The sequence below is a fragment of the Halomonas sp. NO4 genome (assembly GCF_010994375.1).
GTDB lineage: Bacteria > Pseudomonadota > Gammaproteobacteria > Pseudomonadales > Halomonadaceae > Halomonas.
This window is the reverse complement of sequence record NZ_WHMA01000026.1, coordinates 14,601-40,538: the sequence shown is the minus strand read 5'-3', so window position 1 is coordinate 40,538 and position 25,938 is coordinate 14,601. Positions and strand designations below refer to the sequence as shown.

Annotated in this window: 28 protein-coding genes; 16 read left to right on the top strand and 12 right to left on the bottom strand. The window is 65.5% G+C overall.

The window, feature by feature from the left end; genetic code table 11:
• The first annotated feature begins 212 nt into the window (after nucleotides 1-212).
• The 7 genes from FEF15_RS15000 to FEF15_RS14970 are packed head-to-tail and all read left to right on the top strand — an operon-like array spanning nucleotide 213 to nucleotide 8,289.
• A complete protein-coding gene (locus tag FEF15_RS15000; RefSeq protein ID WP_163559977.1) occupies nucleotides 213-764 on the top strand; it encodes a hypothetical protein in 552 nt (183 codons plus the stop codon).
• Nucleotides 764-2,002, top strand: coding sequence for an Abi family protein (locus FEF15_RS14995; protein ID WP_240454190.1), 1,239 nt, complete (start codon nucleotides 764-766; stop codon nucleotides 2,000-2,002). Before FEF15_RS15000 ends, FEF15_RS14995 begins: the two co-directional genes overlap by 1 nt.
• 13 nt (nucleotides 2,003-2,015) lie before the next feature.
• Nucleotides 2,016-2,531, top strand: coding sequence for a hypothetical protein (locus FEF15_RS14990; protein ID WP_163559976.1), 516 nt, complete (start codon nucleotides 2,016-2,018; stop codon nucleotides 2,529-2,531).
• On the top strand, nucleotides 2,528-3,034 hold the full coding sequence (locus FEF15_RS14985; RefSeq protein WP_163559975.1) for a hypothetical protein: 507 nt from the start codon (nucleotides 2,528-2,530) through the stop codon (nucleotides 3,032-3,034). The genes FEF15_RS14990 and FEF15_RS14985 overlap by 4 nt, the downstream gene beginning before the upstream one ends.
• Entirely contained in the window at nucleotides 3,024-3,245 is a 222-nt protein-coding gene (locus tag FEF15_RS14980) for a hypothetical protein (RefSeq protein WP_163559974.1), read from the top strand. The genes FEF15_RS14985 and FEF15_RS14980 overlap by 11 nt, the downstream gene beginning before the upstream one ends.
• 50 nt (nucleotides 3,246-3,295) lie before the next feature.
• The gene (locus FEF15_RS14975; protein ID WP_163559973.1) at nucleotides 3,296-7,924 is read left to right on the top strand and encodes a DUF3320 domain-containing protein; all 4,629 of its coding nucleotides are present in this window, start codon (nucleotides 3,296-3,298) and stop codon (nucleotides 7,922-7,924) included.
• 38 nt (nucleotides 7,925-7,962) lie between these two features.
• Nucleotides 7,963-8,289: a hypothetical protein gene (locus FEF15_RS14970; RefSeq protein ID WP_163559972.1), complete on the top strand. Its 327-nt coding sequence runs from the start codon at nucleotides 7,963-7,965 to the stop codon at nucleotides 8,287-8,289.
• 27 nt (nucleotides 8,290-8,316) lie between these two features.
• On the opposite strand, the gene FEF15_RS14965 is transcribed toward FEF15_RS14970, so the two are convergent.
• Genes FEF15_RS14965 through FEF15_RS14955 form a run of 3 tightly spaced genes read right to left on the bottom strand, consistent with a single transcriptional unit; the run spans nucleotide 8,317 to nucleotide 9,691 of the window.
• On the bottom strand, nucleotides 8,317-9,021 hold the full coding sequence (locus tag FEF15_RS14965; RefSeq protein ID WP_163559971.1) for a plasmid pRiA4b ORF-3 family protein: 705 nt from the start codon (nucleotides 9,019-9,021) through the stop codon (nucleotides 8,317-8,319).
• Nucleotides 9,014-9,385, bottom strand: coding sequence for a helix-turn-helix domain-containing protein (locus tag FEF15_RS14960; protein ID WP_163559970.1), 372 nt, complete (start codon nucleotides 9,383-9,385; stop codon nucleotides 9,014-9,016). The genes FEF15_RS14965 and FEF15_RS14960 overlap by 8 nt, the downstream gene beginning before the upstream one ends.
• Nucleotides 9,386-9,388: 3 nt before the next feature.
• Nucleotides 9,389-9,691: a type II toxin-antitoxin system HigB family toxin gene (locus tag FEF15_RS14955; RefSeq protein WP_163559969.1), complete on the bottom strand. Its 303-nt coding sequence runs from the start codon at nucleotides 9,689-9,691 to the stop codon at nucleotides 9,389-9,391.
• 204 nt (nucleotides 9,692-9,895) lie between these two features.
• On the opposite strand from FEF15_RS14955, the gene FEF15_RS19460 reads away from it, so the two are divergent.
• Together FEF15_RS19460 and FEF15_RS14940 are read left to right on the top strand one after the other, a co-directional pair.
• Nucleotides 9,896-10,183, top strand: coding sequence for a hypothetical protein (locus FEF15_RS19460; RefSeq protein ID WP_240454189.1), 288 nt, complete (start codon nucleotides 9,896-9,898; stop codon nucleotides 10,181-10,183).
• A gap of 24 nt (nucleotides 10,184-10,207) precedes the next feature.
• Entirely contained in the window at nucleotides 10,208-10,408 is a 201-nt protein-coding gene (locus FEF15_RS14940) for a hypothetical protein (RefSeq protein WP_163559967.1), read from the top strand.
• A 12-nt stretch (nucleotides 10,409-10,420) separates the two neighbouring features.
• On the opposite strand, the gene FEF15_RS14935 is transcribed toward FEF15_RS14940, so the two are convergent.
• The 7 genes from FEF15_RS14935 to FEF15_RS14905 form a co-directional block, all read right to left on the bottom strand.
• Entirely contained in the window at nucleotides 10,421-11,551 is a 1,131-nt protein-coding gene (locus FEF15_RS14935; protein ID WP_163559966.1) for a hypothetical protein, read from the bottom strand.
• 94 nt (nucleotides 11,552-11,645) lie between these two features.
• Nucleotides 11,646-11,894, bottom strand: coding sequence for a hypothetical protein (locus FEF15_RS14930; protein ID WP_163559965.1), 249 nt, complete (start codon nucleotides 11,892-11,894; stop codon nucleotides 11,646-11,648).
• Nucleotides 11,891-13,870 carry a diguanylate cyclase gene (locus tag FEF15_RS14925; RefSeq protein WP_163559964.1) on the bottom strand — a complete coding sequence of 660 codons (1,980 nt, stop codon included), beginning with the start codon at nucleotides 13,868-13,870 and terminating at the stop codon, nucleotides 11,891-11,893. The genes FEF15_RS14930 and FEF15_RS14925 overlap by 4 nt, the downstream gene beginning before the upstream one ends.
• A gap of 138 nt (nucleotides 13,871-14,008) precedes the next feature.
• Complete coding sequence (locus FEF15_RS14920; protein WP_163559963.1) at nucleotides 14,009-15,010, bottom strand: M20/M25/M40 family metallo-hydrolase; 1,002 nt, start codon at nucleotides 15,008-15,010, stop codon at nucleotides 14,009-14,011.
• A 71-nt stretch (nucleotides 15,011-15,081) separates the two neighbouring features.
• On the bottom strand, nucleotides 15,082-16,278 hold the full coding sequence (locus FEF15_RS14915; RefSeq protein ID WP_163559962.1) for a methyltransferase: 1,197 nt from the start codon (nucleotides 16,276-16,278) through the stop codon (nucleotides 15,082-15,084).
• Nucleotides 16,279-16,283: 5 nt separating this feature from the next.
• Nucleotides 16,284-17,252, bottom strand: a complete 969-nt coding sequence (locus FEF15_RS14910) for a DUF523 and DUF1722 domain-containing protein (protein WP_163559961.1) — start codon at nucleotides 17,250-17,252, stop codon at nucleotides 16,284-16,286.
• A gap of 78 nt (nucleotides 17,253-17,330) precedes the next feature.
• Entirely contained in the window at nucleotides 17,331-17,804 is a 474-nt protein-coding gene (locus tag FEF15_RS14905; protein WP_163559960.1) for a GFA family protein, read from the bottom strand.
• 171 nt (nucleotides 17,805-17,975) lie between these two features.
• On the opposite strand from FEF15_RS14905, the gene FEF15_RS14900 reads away from it, so the two are divergent.
• The 6 genes from FEF15_RS14900 to FEF15_RS14875 all read left to right on the top strand — a co-directional run bounded on the left by FEF15_RS14900 (nucleotide 17,976) and on the right by FEF15_RS14875 (nucleotide 22,424).
• Nucleotides 17,976-18,605: a glutathione S-transferase N-terminal domain-containing protein gene (locus tag FEF15_RS14900; protein ID WP_163559959.1), complete on the top strand. Its 630-nt coding sequence runs from the start codon at nucleotides 17,976-17,978 to the stop codon at nucleotides 18,603-18,605.
• A gap of 156 nt (nucleotides 18,606-18,761) precedes the next feature.
• A complete protein-coding gene (locus FEF15_RS14895; RefSeq protein ID WP_163559958.1) occupies nucleotides 18,762-18,968 on the top strand; it encodes a DUF6494 family protein in 207 nt (68 codons plus the stop codon).
• Between the two features lie 7 nt (nucleotides 18,969-18,975).
• Nucleotides 18,976-19,914 (top strand): ABC transporter ATP-binding protein, encoded by a 939-nt coding sequence (locus FEF15_RS14890; RefSeq protein WP_163559957.1) that lies wholly within the window; start codon nucleotides 18,976-18,978, stop codon nucleotides 19,912-19,914.
• Complete coding sequence (locus FEF15_RS14885) at nucleotides 19,911-20,672, top strand: ABC transporter permease (protein WP_163559956.1); 762 nt, start codon at nucleotides 19,911-19,913, stop codon at nucleotides 20,670-20,672. The genes FEF15_RS14890 and FEF15_RS14885 overlap by 4 nt, the downstream gene beginning before the upstream one ends.
• Nucleotides 20,673-20,756: 84 nt before the next feature.
• Nucleotides 20,757-20,951, top strand: a complete 195-nt coding sequence (locus tag FEF15_RS19285; protein WP_205598552.1) for a hypothetical protein — start codon at nucleotides 20,757-20,759, stop codon at nucleotides 20,949-20,951.
• 243 nt (nucleotides 20,952-21,194) lie between these two features.
• Entirely contained in the window at nucleotides 21,195-22,424 is a 1,230-nt protein-coding gene (locus FEF15_RS14875) for a GGDEF domain-containing protein (protein WP_163559955.1), read from the top strand.
• A 13-nt stretch (nucleotides 22,425-22,437) separates the two neighbouring features.
• On the opposite strand, the gene FEF15_RS14870 is transcribed toward FEF15_RS14875, so the two are convergent.
• Together FEF15_RS14870 and FEF15_RS14865 are read right to left on the bottom strand one after the other, a co-directional pair.
• Nucleotides 22,438-23,178 (bottom strand): glutamine amidotransferase, encoded by a 741-nt coding sequence (locus FEF15_RS14870; protein WP_240454188.1) that lies wholly within the window; start codon nucleotides 23,176-23,178, stop codon nucleotides 22,438-22,440.
• 30 nt (nucleotides 23,179-23,208) lie between these two features.
• The gene (locus tag FEF15_RS14865) at nucleotides 23,209-23,976 is read right to left on the bottom strand and encodes a metallophosphoesterase (protein ID WP_163559954.1); all 768 of its coding nucleotides are present in this window, start codon (nucleotides 23,974-23,976) and stop codon (nucleotides 23,209-23,211) included.
• 123 nt (nucleotides 23,977-24,099) lie between these two features.
• Here FEF15_RS14865 and FEF15_RS14860 point away from each other — a divergent pair, with 123 nt between their 5' ends.
• A complete protein-coding gene (locus FEF15_RS14860) occupies nucleotides 24,100-25,887 on the top strand; it encodes an ABC transporter transmembrane domain-containing protein (protein WP_163559953.1) in 1,788 nt (595 codons plus the stop codon).
• Nucleotides 25,888-25,938 lie beyond the last annotated feature (51 nt).

Below are 25,938 nucleotides of genomic sequence, written 5' to 3'. Positions count from 1 at the left end.
TCTTGGTCGTGATCAATCAACAGGATACGCCACCCTTCCTACCTCCTCCCATACACCAGAAGTCACCATAGCTCCCTATCAACGCTTTGTTACGCTAAACGTCATTAGGGCGCTTAACACGATGCCAGGCAGCCGCAGGGACGCACGACCGAACATAAGGAGGACGTCCCTCGAGCTAGAGAAAGGCCGCTTGCAGTACCTCGGGGGAAGGCATGGGCCAGCACCAGCAGTTTGCACCGGGCATGCGCCTGGAAATCCTCGATGCCGAGTGGCGCCTCACTCGCCTGGATCATTCGAGGGACGGCGGCTACCTGCTCGGCTGTACCGGACTCTCCATGCTGGTGCGCGGCCGCGAGGCCCAGTTTCTCAGCCGACTCGAGGACGACATCCGCATCCTCGACCCGGCCACCACCGAGCTGGTCGACGACCTCTCCCAAGGCTATCGTGCCGGCCTGCTCAACCTGGCCACCCAGCTACGCGACACCGCCCCGACTGACGAGCGCATCCATCTCGGCCACCACGCCGCGATGGACGCCCTCAAGGCCCGCCACCAGCAACAAATCGAACTCGACCTTGCCGCCAGCCGCGAGCAGGAAGCCCGCAAGCAGCGCCGCCGAGAGGAACGCACCGCCCAGCTCGAGCGCGTCTTCGACGACTACCTGGACTGGCTGGAAGCCACTCAGCAGATCGAGCCCCGGCCTTGGCTCCAGGTCGCCGCCATCTTCACCGGCGACCCCGCCTCTCCCCAGGAGGCGCAGCCGTGATGCGTCTTATCGGGCTGGCTCTCGCTCACCCATCCCTGGCGAACCGGAACGCCATGGCAGCCGGCGCCTTGCAACGCGCCGCCGGCGGGGCTACCATTGTTTTCAATACACCCGCCAAGCCTATGTGGACTTCGGTCTTCACGCTCAAATTGCGCGGGTTTTTTTATTGCCCCTACGCAAGGCTCCAGCCACCTCGCTCCGGAGGTGGCACGATGACCCGCTTCGCCAAACCCGCCCTGACGGCAGGCGAGCAGCTCGACCTACTGATCGAGCGTGGCTTGCACATCAATGACCGTGAACGCGCTCTTCGGCTGCTTGAAGTCACGACATCCTTCAGGCTCAGCCCTTATATGCGGCCCTTCCAATATCCCGATGACCCCGAACACCGGTTCAAACCGGACGCCAGGTTATCGGACATCATGCAGGTCTACCGCTTCGACAGCGACCTTCGTCAGCTTGTGATGGTGGCCATCGAGAGGGTCGAGATCGCCGTACGGACGGGTATCAGCAACCATATGGCCTGCCAATACGGTACGCATTGGTACTTGACGCCCGCGCGCTTCAAGGCCCACTTCGATCATCCACGGTTGCTCAGTGAGCTCAACGACAAACTCGTCAAGGAAGCCCGTCAGTATCACAAAGAGATAGAACGGATCGAGAGGGCGAAGGTACCCGAGGAAATCAAACAGGCACGAAAAGAGAGCCGCAAGCGTGACAATTACCCACGCTATTACGCGCTCACCTACGACCAGCCTGCGCACTTGCCTTCCTGGGCGATGGTGGAAGAGCTGAGCCTCGGCACGCTATCCCATCTGTTCGATGGGCTTGACGAGTATCGTGATCGAAAGTCCATCGCAAGGCGCTTCGCCCTCCCGCACCATGTGCTCGCGAGCTGGCTGCACACTCTGACATTCATTCGGAATGTCTGTGCCCATCATTTCCGGCTCTGGAACCGCGAGCTCTCGATTCCGCCTAGTTGGCCGAAACACCTCACTTTTCCGGCACCTCAGGCGGGAAGGGGCGTCCCCCGCCGCCTCTTCACCGTCCTGATGATGCTGACTCACCTCACCACCCAGATCAGCCCGGACACCCGCAGGCCCGGTCGCCTGCAGACCCTGCTCGAGGAATACCCCGATATCCCTCGCCCACCCATGGGCTTCCCGGACGACTGGCAGCAACGATTCGCATCGCTTCATCCACAACCGCCGGCCGCGGCCGACGGGGCGCAGACGCGTTAAGGCAAGGCACGCTATGGCATACGCAGGCATCGTCAACGACAACGAGTTCTACAGCGAGCACTACCTCGCCGACATCTTCGAGGGCGATGTCCGCGGCGTGCTCGAGGCCTGGCAGCAGCGCGCCACCGAACACGGCGAGACGCCCTGGGCCCTGCTGCGCCGCGGCGCCCACGAACGGCTGCGCGAGATCGAGGCGGTGCATGCCCTGGCCCGCTGGGGCCGCATAATCCTCACCCCCAGCAAGCGCCTCGTCGGCGTCGGCCTGCCACGCAAGGCCAACAAGAAGGACCTGGACAACGATATCCACTACTCCATCGATTCCCCGGATCGCACGGCATATGGCATCGCCCTCGGCTGGGAAGAGATCAAGGACCTGCAGGAAGGCGTCGTCCGCAAGACCTACCTCGACGATACCCTCCCCGATGGGCCCTGGGAAAAGACCGTGGAATACCACGCCCCCTTCACCCGCCCGGACCGGGAGAAGGACTACGAGGAAGCCTGGGCGTATTTTGAGCGGGCCTCCTCATGACGGATATCGCTACCTCCTTCTTTACGACTCTGGCCGCACTCGCCCTTGGGGCCTATCTATCTATAGGCTTCTTCCCTCTGCATGCGAAACGCAGAGAGTGGAAATGGCAGAAGGAAATATGGGCAAGGGAATACTTCTTCGAGAGAATATCCAGAATTGCCTTTCTTTCCGACCATTTCGTGAGAGGCGAGCTGTCAAATGAATATTCGATGGCAGGAACCCAAGCAAGCGACATGGAAAAAGAGATAACGCTATGCGCCAAGGAAATACACGCCAATGCCCACAAGGCCATGCTATACATGCAGGCCAATGAATTAGAGGCTTTAGAACGGTATATTGAAGAAATCCAAGCAGGATTCAACCATGCAAAAGACACTTGGCGTCAGTGGCATGACGATGACCACCTGGCCGAAGAATTCCACACAATAGAATTCATAGACCTTCAGGGAAAGGCCGCCAAAAATGCCCTAAACAAGCTCACAAGGAGACGTCATGGACACTGAAAATATCGAAGCCTTTCTTGCCCGACTCATCGAAGTCAACGAATCGATCTCTGACCAGCTTACCGATATAAAGTCCGATATCAACGAGATACGATCGGAGCTTAACTGGGCCGAAGACCTGTCATTTTCCAAGCAGATCTATGAGGCCTTGAACTCGATTGATTCTCACCTTGGTAGCATCGAGGGCGATATTTCGTCACTCGGAGACTGAACGCTCCTCATCGCATAGCCGTTGGCGGCAATGGCGCCGGGAATTGACTCATGCCTGATACCTCATTGCAAAACAAGCTCGAGCTCGCCCGCCATGAGCTGCTCGACATGGGCCTGCGCGGCAATCCACTGCTGCACGTGCCCAGCAACAAGCGCTTCCTGGACATCGTGGATGAGCGATCGACCGAGGTCGCCAACATCCTGGTCGAGGAGCGCAAACCCATGCGTTTCCTTCCCTTGCCGGAGGCCTACGCAAAGCGCGAGGACGAGGCCCATACCCTGCTGCAGGAGCAGGGCATCGAGGTACTCTATCTGGCACTGGGGTTCCTGGAGTGGTACGAGGACGAAAACGCTCACACGCCGCGCTTCGCCCCCCTGGTCCTGGTTCCCGTAGCGCTGCAACGGGAATCCGCCCGCGCCGGCTTTACCCTGTCGTTTACCGACGCCGACATGGGGGGCAACCTGGCCCTGGCCGCCCGGTTGAAGCAGGACTTCCGGCTGATCCTTCCCGACTTCGATGACGCCACGCTCCTGATCGACTATTTCGGTCGGGTCGAGGAGATGATCGCTGATCGCCCCCGCTGGCGAGTCCATGCCGACCAGATTCGACTGGGGCTCTTCTCGTTCGGCAAGTTCCAGATGTACACCGATCTGGACCCGGCCAATTGGCCGGAATCCCACGATCTCGTGGCGCATCCCCAACTCGAGAAACTATTCGAGACAGGTTACCGAGAGGATGCCGAACGCCTTGAGGCATCTTCTGGCCATGATCTGCTCAAGACACCCGAGTCGCTGCACCTGGTCAAGGATGCCGACTCCAGCCAGCTCGAGGCCATCCTGGCTGTGATGGACGGTGCCAGCCTGGTGGTCCAGGGGCCGCCGGGGACCGGCAAGTCGCAGACCATCACCAACCTGGTCGGCGAAGCCCTGGCGCGCGGCCAGAAGGTCCTGTTCGTGGCGCAGAAGATGGCCGCCTTGGAGGTCGTCAAATCACGCCTGGACGAGTGCCATCTCGGCGATGCGGTTCTCGAGCTGCATAGCCACAAGAGCAACAAGAAGGCGGTCCTCGACTCGCTACGGCGGGTATTCGAGAACGGGCGCCCCAAGGTCCCGGTCCGTACTCACGAGTATCAGCGCCTCGGCGAGGTCCGCGAGTCCCTGGATGCCTATGTGGAGGATCTCCGCACCCCCATCCTGGCCTCACAGACCGACTACGTGACCGCCCTGGGGCGAATGTTGGAGCTCCAGCGCGACGAGCGCCTGCAGGCATTGTCACGGATCGACTTCGAGCGTCTCCGCAACTGGGGACCTCAGGACCTGGCCCGGAGGCGGCGTGCCATGGACGCCATGGGCGACTACCTCGCAGAGTATGGTCCCCCATCTGACAACCCCTTCCACCGTTCCCGGCGTCATGCCTTGTCGCCGGGGGAAGAGCAGGAGCTACGCAAGCTGGTCCAGCGGGCATCCGATCAGCTAACGGCGCTGACCGACAACGCGGTCTCCCTGGCCACGGTCATGCAGCTGCCCATTCCTCAGGACTTCGACGACATCGCCATCCTGCAGCGTGCCGGCACACGGGCACTGCAGGCCCCCCACCTGGCCGGCGTGCGGGTCAACACCGAGGAGTGGCAGGCAAGGCGGGACGAGGTGCGTCGGGTGATCGAAGCCGGGCAGGCTCTGGCGCGCGTTCGCGAGGCGATGCAGCCGCGCTTCATCAAGGCGGTGTATGACGCCGACCTGCTGCCGATCCGTACGGGTCTCGCTGGGCGAGCCGACAAGTGGTGGCGGGTCTTTTCAGGCGAGTACCGACGGGCGGCGGGAGCCCTGAAAGGCTATTCCCGCGACCGGCTGACGGGGTCGCCGGTGGAGTGGCTGGCCTGGGTGGACGAGCTGCTGGAAGCCCAGCAGCACCGTCAGACCCTGGAGCGTCTCTCACCGACCTGCCAGACCCTGTTCGGCGCGCAGTGGCAGGGCGAGGAGAGCGACTGGCCCGTGCTCGCGCAGCTCGCCGACTGGATCGTCGACCTGTACGAGGCGATCGGCAAGGGCGAGCTGCCGGCGGGGCTGGCGGCCTTCCTGGATGGCAACCCCGATCTGCGCGAACACAGCGATCAGGTCGAGGCCCTGCAGACCCAATCCGAGAGCGTCCAGGGCTTGCTCCAGGAACTGTGCCATCAGATCCAGTGGCAGGAGGAGGCATCCTCGATGGCTCTGGGCACCTGGCATCACCGTTTGGCCGAATGGCGAGACACCGAGCAGCTGTACTCGGTGGTGCGTTTCAACCAGCTCAGCGAAGACCTCGAGGAAGCCGGACTGGGGCACCTGGTCGAGATCCTGGCCGGCTGGCCACACGCGCCCCACGTGCTCTCGCCGTGGCTGGCGCTGAGCTACTACGGCGGTCTGGTGGATCATGCCTATGTCGAGCGACCCCGCTTAGGGCGTTTCGATCGGCTGACCCATGAACGCCTGATCCAGGAGTTCAACCAGTTGGACGAAGCCTGCTTCCGCTATGCGCAGGAGTCGCTGGTCGAGCGCTTGCACGATACCCTTCCGTCCTATCATGCGGCCGGAGAGATGGAGATCCTGCGCCGGGAGTTCACCAAGAAGCGCCGTCACCTGCCGATCCGGCGCTTGTTACGTGAGGCAGGCACGGTCATCCAGCAGGCGAAGCCCGTCTTCATGATGAGCCCGATGTCGGTCGCCGGCTACCTCGCCCAAGGCAACCTGGACTTCGACCTCGTGATCTTCGACGAGGCCAGCCAGATCCCCGCCCCTGAAGCTCTGGGGGCGATCTTACGCGGTCGGCAGGTGGTGGTGGTTGGTGACAGCAAGCAGATGCCACCCACCAACTTCTTCGGGCAATCGGTGGAGCTCACCGACGAGGAGGCTGACGAGAGCGCTACCGCCGATGTGGAGAGCATCCTCGGCATGATGAAGGCCCGCGGCATGCCGGAACGCATGCTGCGCTGGCACTATCGCAGCCGCCATCACTCGCTCATCGCGGTCTCAAACGCTCAATTCTATGACAACCAGTTGCTGATCTTCCCCAGCCCCGGGCTGCACCCCCATGCCCGCGGGCTGGGATTCCGCTACCTGCCTGATACCCACTACGATCGCGGCGGGTCGCGAACCAATGCGGGCGAGGCCAGGGCCGTGGCCAAAGCCGTCATAGAGCATGTCCGGCGTCATCCCGCGCTGTCGCTGGGGGTTGTGGCCTTCAGCACCGCTCAGCGCGAGGCCATCCTGCTGGAGGTGGAACGCCTGCGGCGCGAGCATGAGGAGCTCGAGGACTTCTTCCGTCATCACGACGGCGGCGATGAATTCTTCATCAAGAATCTGGAGAACGTTCAGGGCGACGAGCGTGATGTGATCTTCATCAGCGTGGGCTATGGGCGCACCGCGGCGGGCCGCCTGGGTCAGAACTTCGGCCCCCTCAACAAGGCAGGTGGTGAGCGACGACTCAACGTGCTGATCTCCCGAGCACGCCTGGCCATGGAGGTCTTCGCCAACTTCCAGGCCGATGAGCTACGCGTGACCGACGGTTCCCCCTTCGGCGTGCGTGCCTTCCAGGCATTCCTGAAGTACGCCGAGACAGGTGAGCTGCCTACCCACGAAATGACGGACAAGGAGCCTGATTCGCCTTTCGAGTGGGAGGTGATGCGAGCGATTCAGGATCTGGGCTATGAGGTACAGCCGCAGGTCGGTAGTCAGGGATTCTTCATTGATCTTGCGGTGAGGGACCCTGATGCCCCGGGTCGATTCTTGCTGGCCGTGGAATGTGACGGTGCCAGCTATCACAGCAGTGCCGTGGCCAGGGATCGAGACCGGTTGCGGCAATCGGTACTAGAAGGCCTTGGATGGCGATTCCATCGCATCTGGAGTACCGAGTGGTTCCGTAATGCCCCGGCCGAGACGCAGCGACTTAAAGAGGCCATCGAAGCCGCCCAGCGCCATCAGAAGGCCCTTGAAGCGGCGAGCCTGGAGACAGCAGAACAGGAGGCTCCACAGGCCACCCGCCAAGGCACAGGCGAGGCAGAGGTCGTCGAGGTAACTGTGGAGCCGGCCTCGGCCAACATCGAGCGAGAGGCGCCCTCACAAGAGGCGACCAGCATCCCGATCTACTCTCCTGTAGACACGAGTGCATTAGGGCTTTCACCAGCCGATTGCCAGTTTGAGGAGATCCCGAGCCATCGACTTCAGGAAGCCATTCACCAGGCAGTCGCTCATGAAGGGCCAATGCACCTCAAGATGCTGTTATCACGGCTGACCGACGCCACCGGGCTGCAACGCGCCGGCGCACGTATCCAACGGCGTGTTGAAGCTGAGAGCCGTACCCTGGAGCGCCAGGGACGCCTACACCGTCACGGCGATTTTCTGGATACCCCGGAGCGGGAGGTACCGCCCCAGCGTGACTGGAGCAGCCTGCCTGCCAGCCAGCGCAAGTTCGAGCTAGTGCCACCCAGCGAACTGGAGCATGCCCTCCTGCTCACCCTGAGAGACAGTGTCTCGATCGAGCCAATGGATGCCATGGGAGCTGCCATCAACCTGCTTGGCTTCAAGCGCCTGACCAAACCGATCCGCCAGCGTGTCGAAGCCGTGCTTCAGGACCTACATGACAGCGAGCACATCCAGGAACGTAACGGGCGGCTACAGTTGGCTAAGCAGGATGAGGAAGCATGATGCGCCAGTTCACTCTTGTGACGTGGATGCTACTTGCCATGGCCCTGCCGACGGCCGCGCAGGACTTCGATGATTTCACCACGCCGGGCGTCAACGAAGGGGCCATTGGCTCTGGCTACGACGACTTCACCACTCCGGGCATCAACGAGGGGCACATCGGCTCGGGCTATGATGACTTCTCCACCCCAGGCATCAACGAGGGCAATATCGGCTCGGGCTATGACGACCTCTCCACCCCGGACATCAACGAGGGCGCTATCGGCTCGGGCTATGACGACCTCTCCACTCCGGACATCAACGAGGGCGCCATCGGTTCCGGCTACGATGATCTTTCCACCCCCGACGTCAACGAGGGCGCCTGGTAGCGCATGGAGGGAATCGCTCGGCGGCGTCTATCCCTTGCGATTCCTGTCCCTCTCGGCCTGCAGTGCCTGTCTCAGTTGAGCGATGGAGCGAAGGTTCTCCTCGTGAAGCGAGGCTTCCCTATCCTGCTTGGCGGCAATACCCGGCGACATGCGCCGATCGGCTACCTTGCGTCCGCCCCGGCGAAAGCCGGCCTGGATCGGCTCCAGCATGAATTCAATCTCGTCCGCGTCCAGCTTTTGCGGATCAAAATCGCCACCCACGGCTTCCAGCAGCATCTCGCCGTTCTCGTCGCCGCGCCCGGCGGCGGCTGCCTTGAGCGCCTCGAACCCCGGCGTGCCGCCGATATCCTCCGGCGGGCAGGCCATAGCGCCATCGATCAGCCGCGGGCAGGAATTGGTCTCGGCCAATCCGGTCGCTTCCACCACGATGCGATGCAGCCAATCGTCGCCGAAGTCATAGCGGTAGTGGAAGGTATTGTCTGTCAGCCGCGAGGCAATGGCCTTGAGCTTGGCGTTGCGCGCCAGCGCGATGGGCCGGTCGCTCCAGTCGTCCGGCTCGCCGTAGTAGCGGCCATTGCACTCGAACTCGAAGAGGTGGCAGTCGCACCAACCCATGGTGGCCTGGATGACCTCGTGCAGGCGGTGCATGTTGATCTGCTCCGGCACCAGCACGCGGCGCCAGACCAGGGGATCGGTGTCGAGCAGTTCGATACGCAGGCGGATATCAGGCATGGTGAGGGGGCTTGATCAGGCTCTCGGCGGGGATGCCGAACATGTCGTGAAGTTTCCAGACCATGGCGAGGGTCAGGTTCCGCTTGCCATTCAGGATCTCATAGACGCGGTTGCGTCGGCCAATGGCGGGTTCGAGATCCTTGGGCGTGAGGCCCTGCTGTTCCATGCGAAACTTGATGGCCTCGATGGGGTCCGGCAGGTCCACGGGAAAGTGCCTGGCCTCATAGGCCTCGACCAGGGTCATGAGGATCTCGAAGCGGTCGCCTTCCTCGGTGCCGGGTTCCGGCTCATTGTCGAAGTAGGCGGACACTTCCCGCAGGGTAGCCTGATAGTCCTCTTCGGTGCGAATGGGGCGAATATCCATGGGTTACTCCATCTCCACGGTTTCGGCATCCACCTTGTCGTAATCCGCGTGAGTGCCGATGAACTTGATATAGACCGCGCCGAACCGGTAGGCAACGGCGACGATCAACCGGTAGTCGTTGCCCTTGATGTTGAACACGACGCGCTTGTTGCCCACTGGACTGGCACTCCGGTACTTGGCCTTGATGTCATGCACATTTTTCCAGTCGGCATGCTTCACTTCATCGATCCAGGCTTCCAGTGGCGCCTTGGCATCTGGGTGCTGCGCCCAGAAGTGGCGCAAATTCTTGATGGCGATGATCCTCATTTGCCCATCATGTCCCATTATGGGACCTTGTGCAAGACGAGACGTTCCCGGAGCATCCTGCTGTGGCCGCGGAAAGCATGCTGTGCCCAACAGAGGTAAGCAGACAAGGTCTTGGCATGGTGCTCGGCGCGGCAGGGCGTTTCTGTTAATTTGAGTGAGCATTACGCCTACGGTGGCCACCGGCACCGGCTCGGGCAAGACCGAATGTTTTCTATTGCCGATCCTCGATCACTGCGCCAGCCTGCGGGCCGATCCAGCGGTGACCGAGAAGCGCGGCATCAAGGCTCTGATCATCTACCCCATGAACGCCCTGTCCACGGACCAGGCGCGTCGCGTGGCGGCATCGTCTACGCCTATCTCGCCGACAAGCACATCACCTCGGCGGTGATCTGCAGCCGCCGGCACGGCGAGACGCCCTCTCCGATCATGCAGGACGCCAATGCCATCCTCGCGGTACTGGTGGAGAACCGCCGTAGCGGGCGCTATCCCTGAAGGGGTGGAGTCTCGAATCCTTCTTTGCGCGACCAGGGCCAGGAGCTGCCCAACCCCGGCATCCCCGGTGATACCACGGCCCTGCAGGAGATCCTGCCCAGTGCCGTGGCCACCGCCGAGCGCTACCCCGAAGCCACCCGCCAGGTACGCGAAGCCGAGCTCAACGAACAGACTGCAGGCACTGGTCGATTGCGCGGACACGCAGCTGCGGGCAGCGAGCCATAGGCTTCTCAGGATTCACGGCAACAGCCCAAAGCGTTGCAATTGTTCGAGGAAACGGCCCTTTCGCCGATGTTCGGCCACTATCCTGTCCAGGCGCTCCTCGAAGGCGGCCTGCTCACCGCGGTCGATGGCCAGCGCACGCAGGTCCGCAAGCAACCCGGCGGCCATTTCGTAGCTCTTGGGCTGCCGATGGCCAATCTGGCTCAGCGCTTCCTGCCAGGCTCGCTCGCCCAGCCTAGCCACCTGGGCCATTCGCTCCTGACGCTGCTTCTCCTCCGCTGCCGCCTGCTCCGCTTCCCGGCGCGCCTTCTCCGCCAGATAGGCCTGACGATGGCGCTCGTGGGAGGCATCGGCCTGTATCTTCAGCTCGGCTAAGCTGCGCCGAGGCGGCTGATCCGCCTGACCATGCTGGCGAAGGCGACGCTGCAACTCGGCGAACACACTGCTGTCGCCCTCCAGCAGGCGCCGCAACAGCGCATCCTTTTCCGGCAGGGGAAGGGAGGCGACAAAGCCCTCGACCTCACTGCCGGCAGGCGCCTTCTCGCCGGATTCGGCAGCGGCCTCCACCAGCATGGGATCAAGCGCCATGAACTCGACCAGCGCCTGCTGGCTGGGGGTCAGGGGGGCGATGCCCGGCAGCGGCTCCAGGGCCTCTTCGCGGATATAGCCGACCTGCGCGGCCCACAGCCAGCAAAGGTAGAACAGCCGCAGGTCACCGGAGAGCAGCTCCTGGCGCAACCCCGTCAGCGCCCCCATCCAGCCGCTGCCATCGTCGAACGCCTCCCATTCCGACTCTTCATCGGCTTCGACATCGATGTCGATCAACCAACCTTCGGGAATCTCACGGACCTCCAGCAGATCACACTCATCCAGTTGGAAGGCGTCCAGGTCCGTCAGGGAAAGTGCCGTCCTGGGCAGCCGAATGAGCAGGCGTTTCGATCCCCACATCGCCACATAGACATGCAGGTCGAAGTAGCGATGCAGCAGCCGGGCCGGATCGGCCTTCAGGTTGCCCCATTCGTAGTGATTAGTGAAGCTGGTGGACGTGATGCGCGCCCGGCTGGAAATCGCTCGCAGCGCCCGCTGGTCATCCACGCTCAAGGGCCGGTCCACGGCCAGGAATTCGTAGTACTGGTATTCACTCATGGCTTGCGTAGCGGCTCCTGGCAACGAATTCGGGATTATCGACCCAACCAGTTGAAGCGGTAGTCATTCATGATCATGTCAGCCTCGCGGCCATCTACGGCATCATCGCCCGACAGCCGCTGGCCGTAGAAGGGGCAGTGGCTGATCCCCACCGCCGCGCACCACAGCGTGCCCCCTCCTGATCCAGGTAGTGATACTGCTCCAGATCCGCCTCGGTGGCGGTGCGCTCGATATACAGGCACCAGCGCCACTCGCAATCCTCGCCCAGGAGGTTCTCGGCCCAATAGACATGCACACCTTCTGCCGGCATGGTTCCACAGCGGTGTTCACGTTCGGTAATCACGACTCGCCCTCCTCCGATGAAAGCACTCGGGATTCGGCGACCATGACCCGGTTGCGCCCTGCTGCCTTGGCAGCGTAGAGCGCGGCATCGAGGCGCTTGAAACACGCCTCGGGCGATTCTTCGGCCGCAAGCTCCGCCACGCCGAAGCTGCTGGTCACACGGGGAACGGGGAAAAAGACCGCGTTCTCGATGGCCTCGCGCATGCGCTCAGCCAGAATCAGAGCTCCCGACACGGGGGTATCGGGCAGAAGCAGCATGAACTCCTCCCCGCCCCAGCGCGCCAGCACGTCCGCCTCGCGCAGCAGCGCGCGGCTGATCGTCACGAGCTTGCGCAGCACCTCGTCCCCCGTGCCGTGGCCGTAGCTGTCGTTGACCCGCTTGAAGTGGTCGATATCGAACATAACCAGGCTGAGGGGGCGGCCCTGGCGGCGCGCGGTGACGCGCCCGCGCTCGAGCAGGGTGAGGAAACGGTTGCGATTGACGGCGCCGGTGAGCGGGTCGTGGCCGGCCAGGTGCTCGAGCTCCGCCTGGTAGCGCTTGGTCTGGCTGATATTGCGCATGATGGTGGCGATGCAGTCCAGCTCGCCCTGCTCGTCCCGGCGCGAGACGATGAGCTGCGAGACCGGGAGTTCGCCCGACGGCTGCTGGAGCGCCGTCTCCGCATACCAGTGCCCGTGCTCCAGGGCAAAGGGGATGCCCTGGTCGGCGATCAGCCGCCGCGCCCACTCCGGATGGGCCGCGCTGAGCGCGGCGGGCAGATGTTCCGGCAATTCGCCCACCAGCCGCCGGGCCGCCTTGTTGAGGTACACCACCCGCTGCTCGGCATCGGTGATGGAGACGAAATCCGGCGAGGCATCCAGCAGGTGGGTCAGCCGCTCCTTGAGCACCTGGGCTTCATTGCGGGCGGTGACGTCCTCGACGATACCGTTGAAGACAACCCGGCCATCCGCTTCGACCTGTTTTCGCGCGGTCACCTCGGCCCAGAACCGTCGCCCGGTCAGGGTGCGCAGGCACAGCCGCTGACGCTCCACCGCCCCCTCGCGCAGGATGGCCTCGCTGAAGGCCCGGCGCTCGGCCGGCGAGTCGTACAGATCGGCGACGGGCACCTCGCACAGCGCCGCTAGCGACTTCGCCTCGAAGATCGTCAGCATGGCCGGGTTGGCGGTGATGAAACACCCCTCGGGGCCGGGCGTGTTGCGGTAGACCCCTACCGGCAGGTTGCGGATCAGTTCGTTGTGCACTTCCAGCTGGGCGCGGTGGCGCTTCTCGTCGGTAACGTCGTCGATGATCGAGTGCAGGTACTCATGCTCGCCCACCGTGACCGGCCCGGTGTAGACATGCACGTCACGGATGTCGCCACTGGCGGTGCGGTGCTGGAACTCGAAGAAGAGCCGCCGACAGGCACGCGCCTGCGCCATGCGGCGCTGGATTTCGGCCGGTGAGAGGCAGTTGATGTCGGCGATGTTGAGCTGCTTGAGCACCTCCAGTGGATAGCCGTAGAACGCCGCCGCGGAGGCGTTGGCATCGATGATGCGGCCGTCGCTGGGGTCGACGAGCAGCTTGACCGCCGGGTTGGTACTGAACATCTGTCGGTAGATCGTCTCGTGCGATGCCGGGCCCGGCTCGGAAAGCAGGACCAGGGTGAGCTGCAGTGCCGGCTCGTCGCCCCAGTCCAGGCGCCGGGCACGCAGTTCCACCACCGACTGACCGGCGCGGGCGAGCTGCTGGCAGCGGCGCACTTCGGAGCCCTGGTCGTCGGTCGCCTCCCAGAGGCCGGCCAAGGCGGCGGGGTCCTCCTCGAACAGCAGCGCCGACAGGCTCGGCACCTCGCCCTCCGGCGGCAGGCCGAAAAGTCGCCTGGCGGCCTTGTTGGCATAGCGGCACTCCCCTGCGCGTCCCGCCACCAGGATCGGCAGGGGCAACGCCCCCACCAGTGTCTCGAAAGGCCTGGCATCGGCCTGCGCGAGTGCTGCCATTTTCGCTTCCCCACCCCCACTGTTACGCCGGATACATCGTATAACGAAAGACTAATCCAATAGAACTGGCCTGGATCAAGTTGCTTACCCAAGCGTGCGGGCCAAAGCGTATTGGGTGGCAGCGTCGCAGACACTGGCTCAACGCCGAGCCAACTGTTCGAGCGTCTCGGCCAGCGCCTCGGTCAGCAGCGCCATGTTGGGGTAGTCGAGGGTGTTCCAGGTATCGCTTGGGCCGTGGTAGTACGGGTTGCGGAAGTTGGCAGTGTCGGTGAGCATCATCGCCAGGTAGCCCATCTCCCAGAACGCCCAGTGGTCGGAGCGCAGGATGTCGCGCAGCAGCTCCGGGGCGGCAAGCCCCTCCGAGGGTAGCTCGGCGCGCTTGCGAAAGGCGCCCGTGACCTGGCGCACCAAGCGTCGCGAGCGCAGATTGCCGACGAAGGCGATGAAGTCGCCGCGCTCGGGATAGACGAGGTCAAGCAGCGGCGGGTAAGCCTGGCTGCCGGGTGCATCGCGGTAGTAGCCGAGCATCTCCAGCGACAGCATGCCCACGATGGCATCGCCCCGCGCCCGAGCCTCGCGGGCGTAGGCCAGGCTGCCCATGGCCTCGCTACCGAAGTGCGGCGCCTCCTCGTTGACGAAGGCGACCAGGCGCAGTTCCCGCTCGAGCTCGGCCTCCCGCAGCAGCTGCGCCAGCTCCAGCAGCACGGCCACGCCCGAGGCGTTGTCGTCGGCACCGGGGCTGCCGCGCACGGTGTCGTAGTGGGCTCCGACCACCAGGCTCTCGTTCGTTGCCCCGCGGCCCGGCAGCCGTACCTCCAGATTGTGGAATGTCCGGTCCCCGGTCGGCACCGGCAGGCGCCGCGGTTCGAAGCCGGCATCGCGAAAGGCCCGCTCGATGTAGTCGGCGGCCGCCCGCAGCGCTTCAGGGCGCCCGACGTGGCGCTCGCCAATCGTCTCCGCGAGCGTGCGCACATGGCCCTGCAAACGTGCACGCAGCGCCTCGCCCCGGGCATCCAGGGGCGGCGGCGTATCCCGGTAACTGCTGCCCGGCATATGCACGATCAGCCGATAGCCGCCGACCAGCGCAATTGCCAGTGTCAGCGCCACGACCGCCAGCAGGACTGCCGCCCAACGCTTCATACCGCCTCCTGCCCGGAATCCTCTGACCAACGCCTATTGACCTGCCCAACGACTAGTAATCTGCCCAACGACTAGGAGCGCGCCCTCAGCAGCAGGTTGCGCGGGGTGAGCTCGCGCGCGCAGAAGGTGCCGAGCTCGACCGAGAACCCCGCCTCCTCGAGGCGCAGCAGCCGATCCAGCGCCAGCCACACCTCCAGCGGCCGGCGGAAGAGATGGCGCACCAGTTCCAGGCGCGTGACCTCGACCAGGCGCCGCCGCCCTGCCCGCTCGAAGGCAGACCAGTCGAGGTGCGCCGGCAGGTCGAGCCCCTTCTGGGCCGCCGCCCAGCGGCAGAAGCCGGCGAACGTCTCGGGCAATCGCCCGTAGGCGAGGCTCGGCACCGGCAGGTAGGCGTCGACGCCGCGCACCTCGCGCTGGAGCCGGTCGAAGCCGAGCCGCCAGGCATTGGCCTGTTCCCGGCGGCGCCGGTCGCCCCGCGGCGCGGTGACGGTCTCCTGCACGGCCAGTGCCAGGTCGTCGCGCGCGAGCGTCAGCCCCTGCTCGGCGGCGAGCCGGCGCCCGTGCTGTGAGAGTGGCCGATAGCGCTGTGCCGCCGTACGGTGGTAGCAGCACGGCGCCAGGGTGACGGCACCGGCATGCTCGGCGGCCAGCTCGATCAGGCGGGCGTGCAGGTCGCCGCAGGCATGCAGCGCGGCCACGTGGGTCTCGTCGTCCAGCCAGTGCGTTGCCTCGTCGACCATCACGTCCTGCTGCGCGAGGGTGACGGCTGCGCCCTGCCGCTCGGCCAGGCCGGCGCCAGCCTGGCACAGCGACGCCTGCCACTCCAGGCCGATGGTCGCGCGATCGTGGACGCGCGCCAGGGTCCTGGCCAGGTGGCCCTTGCCGGCGCACCACTCCACGAGCGGCTCGCCGGGGTGCACGCGCGTGCGAGCAACGAAGGCGGCGATCTGCTGCCACTTCCGCCCGCCGATGTGCTCGCCCCAGGCCCCGGGCGGCTCGTCCCGGTCGGCGGGCAACGCCGGCAGGTTGACCAGAGTCGCCAGCTCGTCCACCGGCAGCCACGCCGCCAGCGGCGAGGCCGCGAAGGGCGCGTCCTGCCATCGCGCGACCGCTTCTTCATCGAGTGCCAGCAGCGCCTCGGCCAGCCCCGGCAGGTGCGCTTCCCACGGCAGGTGGCGGTGCTGGAACGGCAGGGGGCGCCACACCGCCTGCCACTCGGCCAGCAGCGCGGTCAGGCGAGCGAAACGCTCGATCGGGGGCAAGGACACGGCGTTCAAATCGCGTTGCGCAGGCCCAGTTCGTACGGGTGCGGGTCGAGGTAGGTCTGGGCGCGGATGTACTCCGAGCCGTGGCGCTTGATGTAGTGGTTGATCAGGCGGATGGGTACCACCAGGTGCACGCGGCCGAGGCGGTAGTCGTCGATGGCGGCCAGCAGGTCCTGCTTGGTGTCGCTGTCCAGGGCCTGCTTGAGGTAGCCCAGCACGTGGGTCAGGGCGTTGGCGTGGGTCTTGCGCGTGGCGGGGCGCGCCAGCGCCGCCATGAAGCGCTGCAGGTAGTGGCGCATCGCCTCGTCGAGCGGGCGCTTGCCGGCATCGGCCAGGTAGCGGCCCAGCTCGCGGTAGCCCTCCACGTGGTGGGCCATCAGCAGGTACTTCTGGCGGCTGTGGAATTCCAGCAGGGCGTGGTGGCTGGGGTCGGCCTCGACGTGGCGCTTCCAGTCGTCGAAGGCGTAGACGCGGGTGATGAAGTTCTCGCGCAGCACGGCATCGTTCATGCGCGTCTCCTCCTCCAGCGGCAGCTCGGGGAAGTGGCGGCGCAGCGCGCGCACGAAGGCGCCCGAGTCGCTGTGGCTGGGCATGCCGTTGTCGTGATAGACCTTGACGCGCTCCAGCCCGCAGCTCGGCGAGCCCTTCATGAGGATGAAGCCGCGCAGGTGGCGGTGCTGCTCCACGAAAGCCGCGCTCACCTCGGCCAGGCGCTCGGTGACGTCGAGGCTCGGATCCTTGGTGCCCACCAGGCGCGGCTCCTCGCCGAGCCGTCCCACCAGGCGGATGGGGTCGCGGGGCACACCGAGCCCCGCCTCCAGCTCGGGACAGAAGGGTTCGAGGGCGAAGCGGTCCTGGAGCACGTCCAGGCAGTAGCGCGAGCGCTTGTGCCCGCCGTTGTAGCGTACCTGTTCGCCCATCAGGCAAGCGCTGATGCCCACCGGAATGCGTTCGGCAACGCGGGACGGCTCTGCCATGCTGTGCCTCTCCTTCCTGCTCGACAACCCGGCCCTGTCGGCCGTACGGGGCCATTGTGGCACAGGCCATCGGGGCGGTCAGTCCCGCACCAGCCCGCGCCGCTCGTGCCACTCGGCGATGCTCTCCTCGGGATAGTGATCGAAGCACTTGTCGCCCTTGCGCACGTCCGGCTCGACCCAGCCCGCCTTGCTGTCGAGCAGCAGGTGGACCCGCTCCGGCGGGATCGGCAGGTCGGAATCGATGGCCGAGGCGAAGGGGTGCACCAATTCCGGCCAGTCGGGATCATAGACCCACAGGGCGCTGGCACAGCGCGAGCAGAAGTGGCGCTCGCCGCCACTCTCCACCCCATCGATCACGGCGTGATAGATGCGCTTGTGCGCCTCTCCCTCGACCCGAAGCGTCTCGGCCCGCCCCGAGAGGTTGATGGCATAACCGCCACCGCCGGCCGTCTTGCGGCAGATCGAGCAGTAGCAGCGCTGATAGGGATAGGGGTGCGGCGACTCGACCGAAAAGCGCACGGCGCCGCAGTGGCAGGAACCTTCCAGCAGCATGGCTCTCCTCCTTCGCGGGTTCGCGGGGCTTCCCTGGCAGCATAGCGGCTCAGCGGCGCTCGCTCCTGTCAGCGCTCGAGACCAACCGTTCCGTGCGACTCCTCCCCCCGCCGATCAAGCGCAAGGGGCACTGCTATCCTGAGTCGTTGAATGACCGAAAAGGAACACCCCATGATCGATCTCTGGACTTGGAGCACCCCCAATGGCCGCAAGGTCTCTATCATGCTTGAGGAGCTCGGCCTGCCCTACCGCACCCATGCGGTGGATATCACCCAGGGTGAGCAGCACGCGCCGGACTTCGTGGAGCTGAGCCCCAACCACAAGATTCCCGCCATTCGCGATAGCGAGACCGGCATGACCCTGATGGAATCGGGCGCCATCCTGCTCTACCTCGCCGAGCAAACCGGCAAACTCATGCCCAACGACTTCGAGGGCCGCCATCGCATCATGGAGTGGCTGATGTGGCAGATGGGCGGGTTCGGGCCCTTTCTCGGCCAGGTGCACCACTTCGTGAAATTCAACGCCGGCAAGGCACCTTATGCCGAGGAGCGTTTCCACAAGGAAGCGCACCGCCTCTACGGCGTGCTCGACAAGCGGCTCGAGGGGCGCGACTTCGTGGCCGGCGACTACAGCATCGCCGACATCGCCATCTGGCCCTGGGCTTCGCGCTTCGAATGGCAGCAGATCGATCTCGGCGACTACCCCAACGTCAAGCGCTGGTACGTCGAGATCGCCAAGCGTCCGGCCGTGGAGCGCGGCTACCACTGCCCCAAGTGGGTCAACGAGATCCCCCTGCCCTGACACTCCCGCGTTTGGGCCGGCCCAGCGTTACCGGCCTGGGCCACGCGCAGGCTCTTCCCTCCCGGCCCAGGCCGGGAGCGTTCCGGCGCATGCCGCTTCGCATGCTATGCTTTGGCCCTTCCATCCTGCGCGCCAGCCATCGAGGCAAGGAATCCCATGAACGACGACACCTTCCAGCACAGCATTCGCAAATTACTCAAGAACGTGGGCGTGAACTCCCAGCAGGCGATCGAACAGGCGGTCGCGAAGGCGCTCGCCGAGGGCCGGCTGAGCGGCGATGAATCGCTGCCGGCCACCGTTCGCGTGCAGGTGGCCGGCCTGGACCTGGACCTTGAGTTCAACGGCGACATCACTCTTGAGTGAAGCGTCGATGAATGAGGCGCCGATGATCCACGTCGAGGGGCTGTCGAAGACCTTCGCCGACGGCTTCCCGGCGCTCAGGGACGTGAATCTGACGATCCGCCGCGGCGAGATCTTCGCCCTGCTCGGCCCCAACGGCGCCGGCAAGACGACGCTGATCAGCGTGATCTGCGGGCTGGTCAATGCCAGCCGCGGGCGGGTGCGCGTGGACGGCCACGACAATGTGCGCAACTACCGCGCCGCCCGCCAGCTGATCGGCCTGGTGCCCCAGGAGCTCACCAACGAGGCCTTCACCACGGTGTGGGATACGGTGAGCTTCAGCCGAGGCCTGTTCGGCAAGCCCAAGGATCCCGCCCACATCGAGAAGGTACTGCGTTCGCTGACCCTCTGGGAGAAGCGCGACAACCGCCTGCTCGAGCTGTCCGGCGGCATGAAGCGCCGGGTGCTGATCGCCAAGGCGCTCGCTCATGAGCCCCAGGTGCTGTTCCTCGACGAGCCCACCGCCGGGGTCGACGTGGAGCTGCGCCGCGAGATGTGGGACGTGGTGCGCGGCCTGCGCGACCAGGGCGTGACCATCATCCTCACCACCCACTACATCGAGGAGGCCGAGGAGATGGCCGACCGCATCGGCGTGATCCGCGCCGGCGAGATCGTGCTGGTGGAGGGGAAGCATGCCCTGATGCGCCAGCTCGGCAGCAAGGAGCTGACCCTGCACCTCCACGAACCGCTGGCGGGCATACCGGCGGCGCTGTCTGGCCATGCGCTGGAGCTTACCGAGGAGGGCCACGCCCTGGTCTACACCTATGACGCCGCGAGTCAGGAGGACGGTTCGAGCATCTCGGGGCTGCTCGCCGACCTCGAGGCGGTGGGACTGCGGGTCAAGGACCTGCACACCCGTCAGAGCTCGCTGGAAGACATCTTTGTCAGCCTGGTCCGGGAGCGCCGATGAACCTGCAATCCGTCAAGACGCTGTATCTCGCCGAGATGGCCCGCAGCCTGCGCACCGTACTGCAGAGCATCGTCTCACCGGTGATCTCCACCTCGCTGTACTTCGTGGTCTTCGGCGCCGCCATCGGCACGCGCATCAGCGAAGTGGACGGCGTGAGCTACGGCGCCTTCATCGTACCGGGCCTGATCATGCTGATGCTGCTCACCCAGAGCGTGTCCAACGCTTCCTTCGGCATCTTCTTCCCGCGCTTCTCGGGCTCGATCTACGAGATCCTTTCCGCGCCGATGTCCTACTTCGAGATCGTGCTCGGCTATGTCGGGGCGGCGGCCACCAAATCGCTGATCCTGGGCGCCATCGTGCTGGTCACCGCGCGGCTCTTCGTGCCCTACTCCATCGAGCATCCGATCATGATGGTGTTGTTCCTGGTGCTCACCGCGGTCACCTTCAGTCTGCTCGGCTTCATCATCGGCATCTGGGCCGACGGCTTCGAGAAGCTGCAGCTGGTGCCGCTGCTGGTGATCACGCCCCTGACCTTCCTCGGCGGCACTTTCTACTCCATCGACATGCTGCCGCCCTTCTGGCAGGCGGTCACGCTCGCCAACCCGGTGGTCTACCTGGTGAGTGGCTTTCGCTGGAGCTTCTACGGCATCAGCGACGTGAGTCCGCTGGTGAGCCTCGTCATGATCCTGGCCTTCCTCGGGGTAGCGCTGGCGCTGGTGGCCTGGATCTTCCGGACGGGCTACCGGCTCAAGCCCTGACGGCTCACGCCCGACGGAACACAGCGCGGGCCGGCAAGGACGGGCTATGCTGTAACGCATCTTCTCTCACCGCAGGGAGGCCGCGTGATGCGTCGCATCCTGATCCTCCAGGGACACCCCGACAGCAGCAGCCCCCACCTCTGCCACGCCCTGGCCGAGCGTTACCGCCAGGGCGCCGAGGCGGCAAAGCGAAGTGAGCTACGGCGCAGCGGCTGCCTGACCACGGCTAACCTCCACCCCGGCCTGGAAAAAGTGAGAGGGTCTCGTAGCAACGACTGAGAGCCCGCTCAATCTTGTACTGTAGGCATTCTCTTACAGCTTCTGTGCGCTATGAATGACATTGTTTCAAGTCACTGGCAGACGCTGCCATTCCCGCCCATGATTCGCTGTGAACACGGCCTTTGTCTCGGTAGCCGCATCCGATTGTGTCGGGAGCAGCAGCCGATGACATGAGCGGCCGATAACAACACCGTAGGGAAGGAAGGGGCCCATGTCGGCCACCTTTCTCAAGGATGGTGGCGAATGGCAGTAGGCCAGATCGAAGCCAAGGCGGGCTCGCGTCTCAACTGGCATGCGGAATTCAGCGAGCCAGCCGCAGAGGCGCTCTTCCGGCGCACCATGCAAACCCACGATGCCTGCCAGTTGCGCTATGCGCTGTGCTCGGCAGCGGGACTCTTCCTGGCTTTCAGCCTGGCGGATTACGCCCTGCTCGGGCCGGGGGGTGCCTTCCTGTCGCTGCTGCTGATGCGCGTGGGCGTGGCGCTGTGCTGCCTGGCGCTGACCATGGCGACCCTCAAGCGCCCGGCGCTCGCCCAGCGCCCCCTGCCGGTCAACCTTATCTGTCTGATCTGCCTCACCGGGCTGATGGCGACCATCCCGCTGCGGCCCGACCAGATCGGCATTCATCTGGCGTCGATGATCTTCGCCAGCATGGTGCTCTACCTCTTCGTGCCCAACCGCTTTCCGTGGATTCTGACCTGGAACGCTTACCTGGCTGCCGGTGTGGTCACGGCGATGCTCATCTGGTCGAACCTCCCGCCCGAGCTGATTTTCACGAGCCTGCTGCTGCTGGGTTTCGTCAATCTGCTCGGCAGCCTGACCCTCACCCGGCTCAACCGGCTGCAACGCACCCAGTTCGCTTCCCTGCTGGAGGAGCGCGCCATCAATCGCCGCTTGCAAAGCGAGATCGAGGAGCGCTGCCAGCTCGAGGAGCGGCTGCGTCACATGGCCACCACCGACGAGCTGACTGGTATCGCCAATCGTCGCCACTTCTTCGAACTGGCAAGCCGTGAGCTGAGCCGGGCGCTGCGCGAGCGTACCCCGCTGGCCATCTGCATGGTGGACATCGATCACTTCAAGCAGCTCAACGACCGTCACGGCCATGCCACCGGCGATCGCGTGCTGGCGGCCGTCGCCGCCTGCTGTCAATCGGTGCTGCGCGACACCGACATCATCGGCCGCTATGGCGGCGAGGAGTTCGTGCTGGCGCTGCCCAACGCCGAGCTGCACACCGCCGCCAGCATCGGCGAGCGCTTGCGCGAAAAGGTCACCAACCTGACCGTGCCCACCGTGGATGACCTCGGGCAGCTCTCGGTCACGGTGGGCATCAGCCGCCTGGAAGCGACCGAGGTGCAGCTCGAGGCCTCACTGCTGCGCGCCGACCAGGCGCTCTACGCCGGCAAGGCCCGCGGCCGCAACTGCGTGGTGATCGCCGATCCACAGGCGCCCTCGCTCTCCGCCGTGAAGGCGTGAGCCAAGGCAAGCGTCACGCCTGGTCCAGGGTCGCCTCCGCCTGGGCCAGCCACTCGTGGAAGACCTGCTGGCCGCGTGCCTCGAGCGCCGGGCCGTAGCGATGGGCTTGCTCGCGGATCGCCACGGGATCGACCCCGGCCGCCGCCAACTCCGCCGCATGACCAATCAGCCACGGCTCGATGCGCCGTGAATCGACCTCGAGATGGCACTGCAGGCCCAACACGGTATCGCCCACGGCAAAGGCCTGATGCGCGCAGGGGTAGCTGTAGGCCAGCCGCACCGCGCCCGGCGGTGTCTCGAACATGTCGCCGTGCCAGTGCAGTACGGTGTCGGGATTGCCCAGGTGACGCAGTGGGCTCTCCAGGCCCTCGCGGGTCAGGCTCAAATCGCCGTAGCCGATCTCCTGCTCGGGCATGGGGAAGACTCGCCCGCCCAGGGCGCGGGCGATGAGTTGCGCGCCCAGGCAGATGCCCAGCAGCGGGCGGCCGCTTTCGATTCGCCGACGAATGGCCGCGAGCTCTGCGGGAAGGAAGGGATAGAGCGCCTCGTCGTTGGCGCCCACCGGCCCGCCAAGCACCACCATCAGCTCGGGGCTCTCCACATCGAGCACTTCCAGTGCCGCCGGCTCCAGCTGCCCGGGGTCGAGGTAGCGGATACGGTAGTCCCGCGCCTTGAGCATGGGCTCGAAGATGCCGAGATCCTCGAACGCGACGTGACGAATGGCGACGGCACTCTTCATGGCGGTGTCACTCATGGCGTGGCAACTCCCTTCCCGGATGATGGCTCAAGCTTGAATCTCGATGACCTGGTCGGCCACGAACAGCGGTGGCTCATGCTCTCCCGGGTAGCCGCCCGGGTTGGCGAGTACCCGCGTGCCGGACCGCTCCAGATCCACCGGATCGTGCACATGGCCGTGAATCCACAGGCGCATGCGCCCCATCAGCGCCGCCAGGTTCGAGGCGAAGGCGGCGGAGAGCGGATCGCCGCGATAGCGCAGCGGCACGCAGTCGGGCAGCGGCGCATGGTGACTGATCACCACTCGGGGCGTGGCGTCGTGTGCGGCCAGCTCGGTCTCGAGCCAGGCGCGTGCCTCGCGGTGCAGTGCCTGGCTGGCACGCGGGGTGAACACCTCATCCGCCGGCTGCTCGATGAGACGAAAATCGGCCATCAGCAGCTGAGCTTCGATCAGGCCCAGCGTGGGATCGTGCTCCGGTTCGCCGGCGTAGAGCGCGAAGTCGGTCCACAGCGTGGTACCCAGAAAACGCACGCCACCCAGCGTCACGGCAGTGTTGTCGAGGAGATGAATGCCCAGGCGCTGCGCGGTGTCGGCGAGCTCGGCGCGCAAGGCTGACATGCAGGTGCCGTAGAACTCGTGGTTGCCCGGCACGTACAGAACCGGCGTGTCCGGAAAGCGCTCGGCGGCCCACTCGAGCCCCCTGGTATGGCGGTGGATGTCGCCGGCCAGCACCACCGCATCCGCCTCGACGTCCGGCAGCTCGCGCGACCCGTCGAAGTGCTCCAGGTGCAGATCGGACAGGATGCGCAGTCGCATGGCGTCCTCGTGGCCTGCGGGGTACATGAATCAGACTGGCGGCCCTGGCGGTCGAATTCAACCGGCGAGGGGCCTGTCCGCTCGCGTCATGCGCCCCAGGCCCTTGGCTGGTATTGTAACGGCATGATGACCCAACCTGACCCCCGGGTGCTGATGCGGCTGCTGTCGCTGCTGCGACCGTACCGCACCCGCCTGGCCATGGCGGCGTTGGCCCTGCTGGTGGCCTCGGGCTGCGTGCTGCTGCTCGGCCAGGGGCTGCGCCTGGTGATCGACCAGGGCTTTCTCGCTGAGAACCGCGCCCGCCTCAACCAGGTGCTGGCGCTGATGCTCGGCGTGGTGGCCGTGCTCGCCAGCGCCTCGGCGCTGCGCTACTTCCTGGTCACCTGGATCGGCGAGCGTCTCGCCGCCGACCTGCGCCGCCGGGTCTTCGATCACCTGCTCGATCTGGAACCCGGCTTCTTCGAGAGCGCCAGCCACGCCAACCAGGGTGCCGGCGAGATCACTTCGCGCCTCACCGCCGATACCAGCGTGCTGCAGACGCTGTTCGGCTCCTCGATCTCGCTGGCGCTGCGCAACGTCGTGATGCTCGTCGGCGCCGTGGCGCTGATGCTCATCACCCAGCCCTGGCTGTCGGCCATCGTGCTGCTGGGCATTCCCGCCACGGTGCTGCCGATCCTGTGGTTCGGGCGTCGGGTGCGCCGTCTCTCCCGCTTCAGCCAGGACCGCGTCGCCGAACTCGGCCGCTATGCCGGCGAGGCGCTCAGTGGCATCCGCACCGTCCAGGCCTTCACCCACGAGGATATCGAGCGCCGCGACTACGGGGAGCGCGTCGAGGACGCCTTCGCTACCGCCGTGGCGCGCACCCGCCAGCGCGCCTGGCTGACCGGCGTGGCCCTGCTGGCGATCTTCGCCGCGGTGGGCGTGATGCTCTGGCAAGGCGGCCAGGCGGTGCTCGCCGGCAGCATGACCGCCGGCGAGCTGGCCGCCTTCCTCTTCTACGCCGTGCTCGCCGCCGGCGCCGTGGCCACCCTGGCCGAGGTGGCCGGTGACGTGCAGCGCGCTGCCGGCGCCGCCGAGCGGCTGCTGGAGCTGCTCGACGCCCGGCCGGGTATCCACGCCCCTGTCGACCCGGTGCCCCTGCCCGCGCCGCTGGCCGGCGAGATCACACTGGAATCGGTGAGCTACACCTACCCGGGGCGCGAGCAGCCGGCACTGACAGCACTTGACCTGACCCTCCACCCCGGCGAGCGCGTGGCCCTGGTGGGTCCTTCCGGCGCCGGCAAGAGCACCCTGCTGGGCCTGCTGCTGCGCTTCCACGACCCGGACCAGGGCCGCATCCGCCTGGATGGCGTCGACCTGCGCGACCTCGACCCGCGCGCGCTACGCGGCGCCATGGGGCTGGTGGCCCAAGAGCCGGTGCTGTTCACCGGCACCGTGGCCGAGAACCTGCGCTACGGCAAGCCCGAGGCCGACCTCGACGACCTGCGCCGCGCCGCCGCCGACGCCAACGCCCTAGCCTTCATCGAGGCCCTGCCCCATGGCTTCGCTACCCCGCTCGGCCCCGGCGGCGTGCAGCTCTCGGGCGGTCAGCGCCAGCGCCTGGCCATCGCCCGCGCCCTGCTCAAGGCCCCGCGGGTGCTGCTGCTCGACGAGGCGACCAGCGCCCTGGACGCCGAAAGCGAGCGCCAGGTGCAGCAGGCCCTCGACCGCCTGATGGAAGACCGCACCAGCCTGGTGATCGCCCACCGTCTGGCCACGGTGGTGGCCGCCGACCGCCTGCTGGTGCTCGATCAGGGACACCTCGTCGCCACCGGGCGCCACGAGGAGTTGCTCGAGACGAGCCCACTGTATCGCCACCTCGCCGAGCTGCAGTTCGGTCGCCACGCCCCGAACCGCGAGCCTACGGTCTAATCCGCCAGCAATGGTGAACGGGCGCCCCCTGCTAGACTGAAGGGGTACACG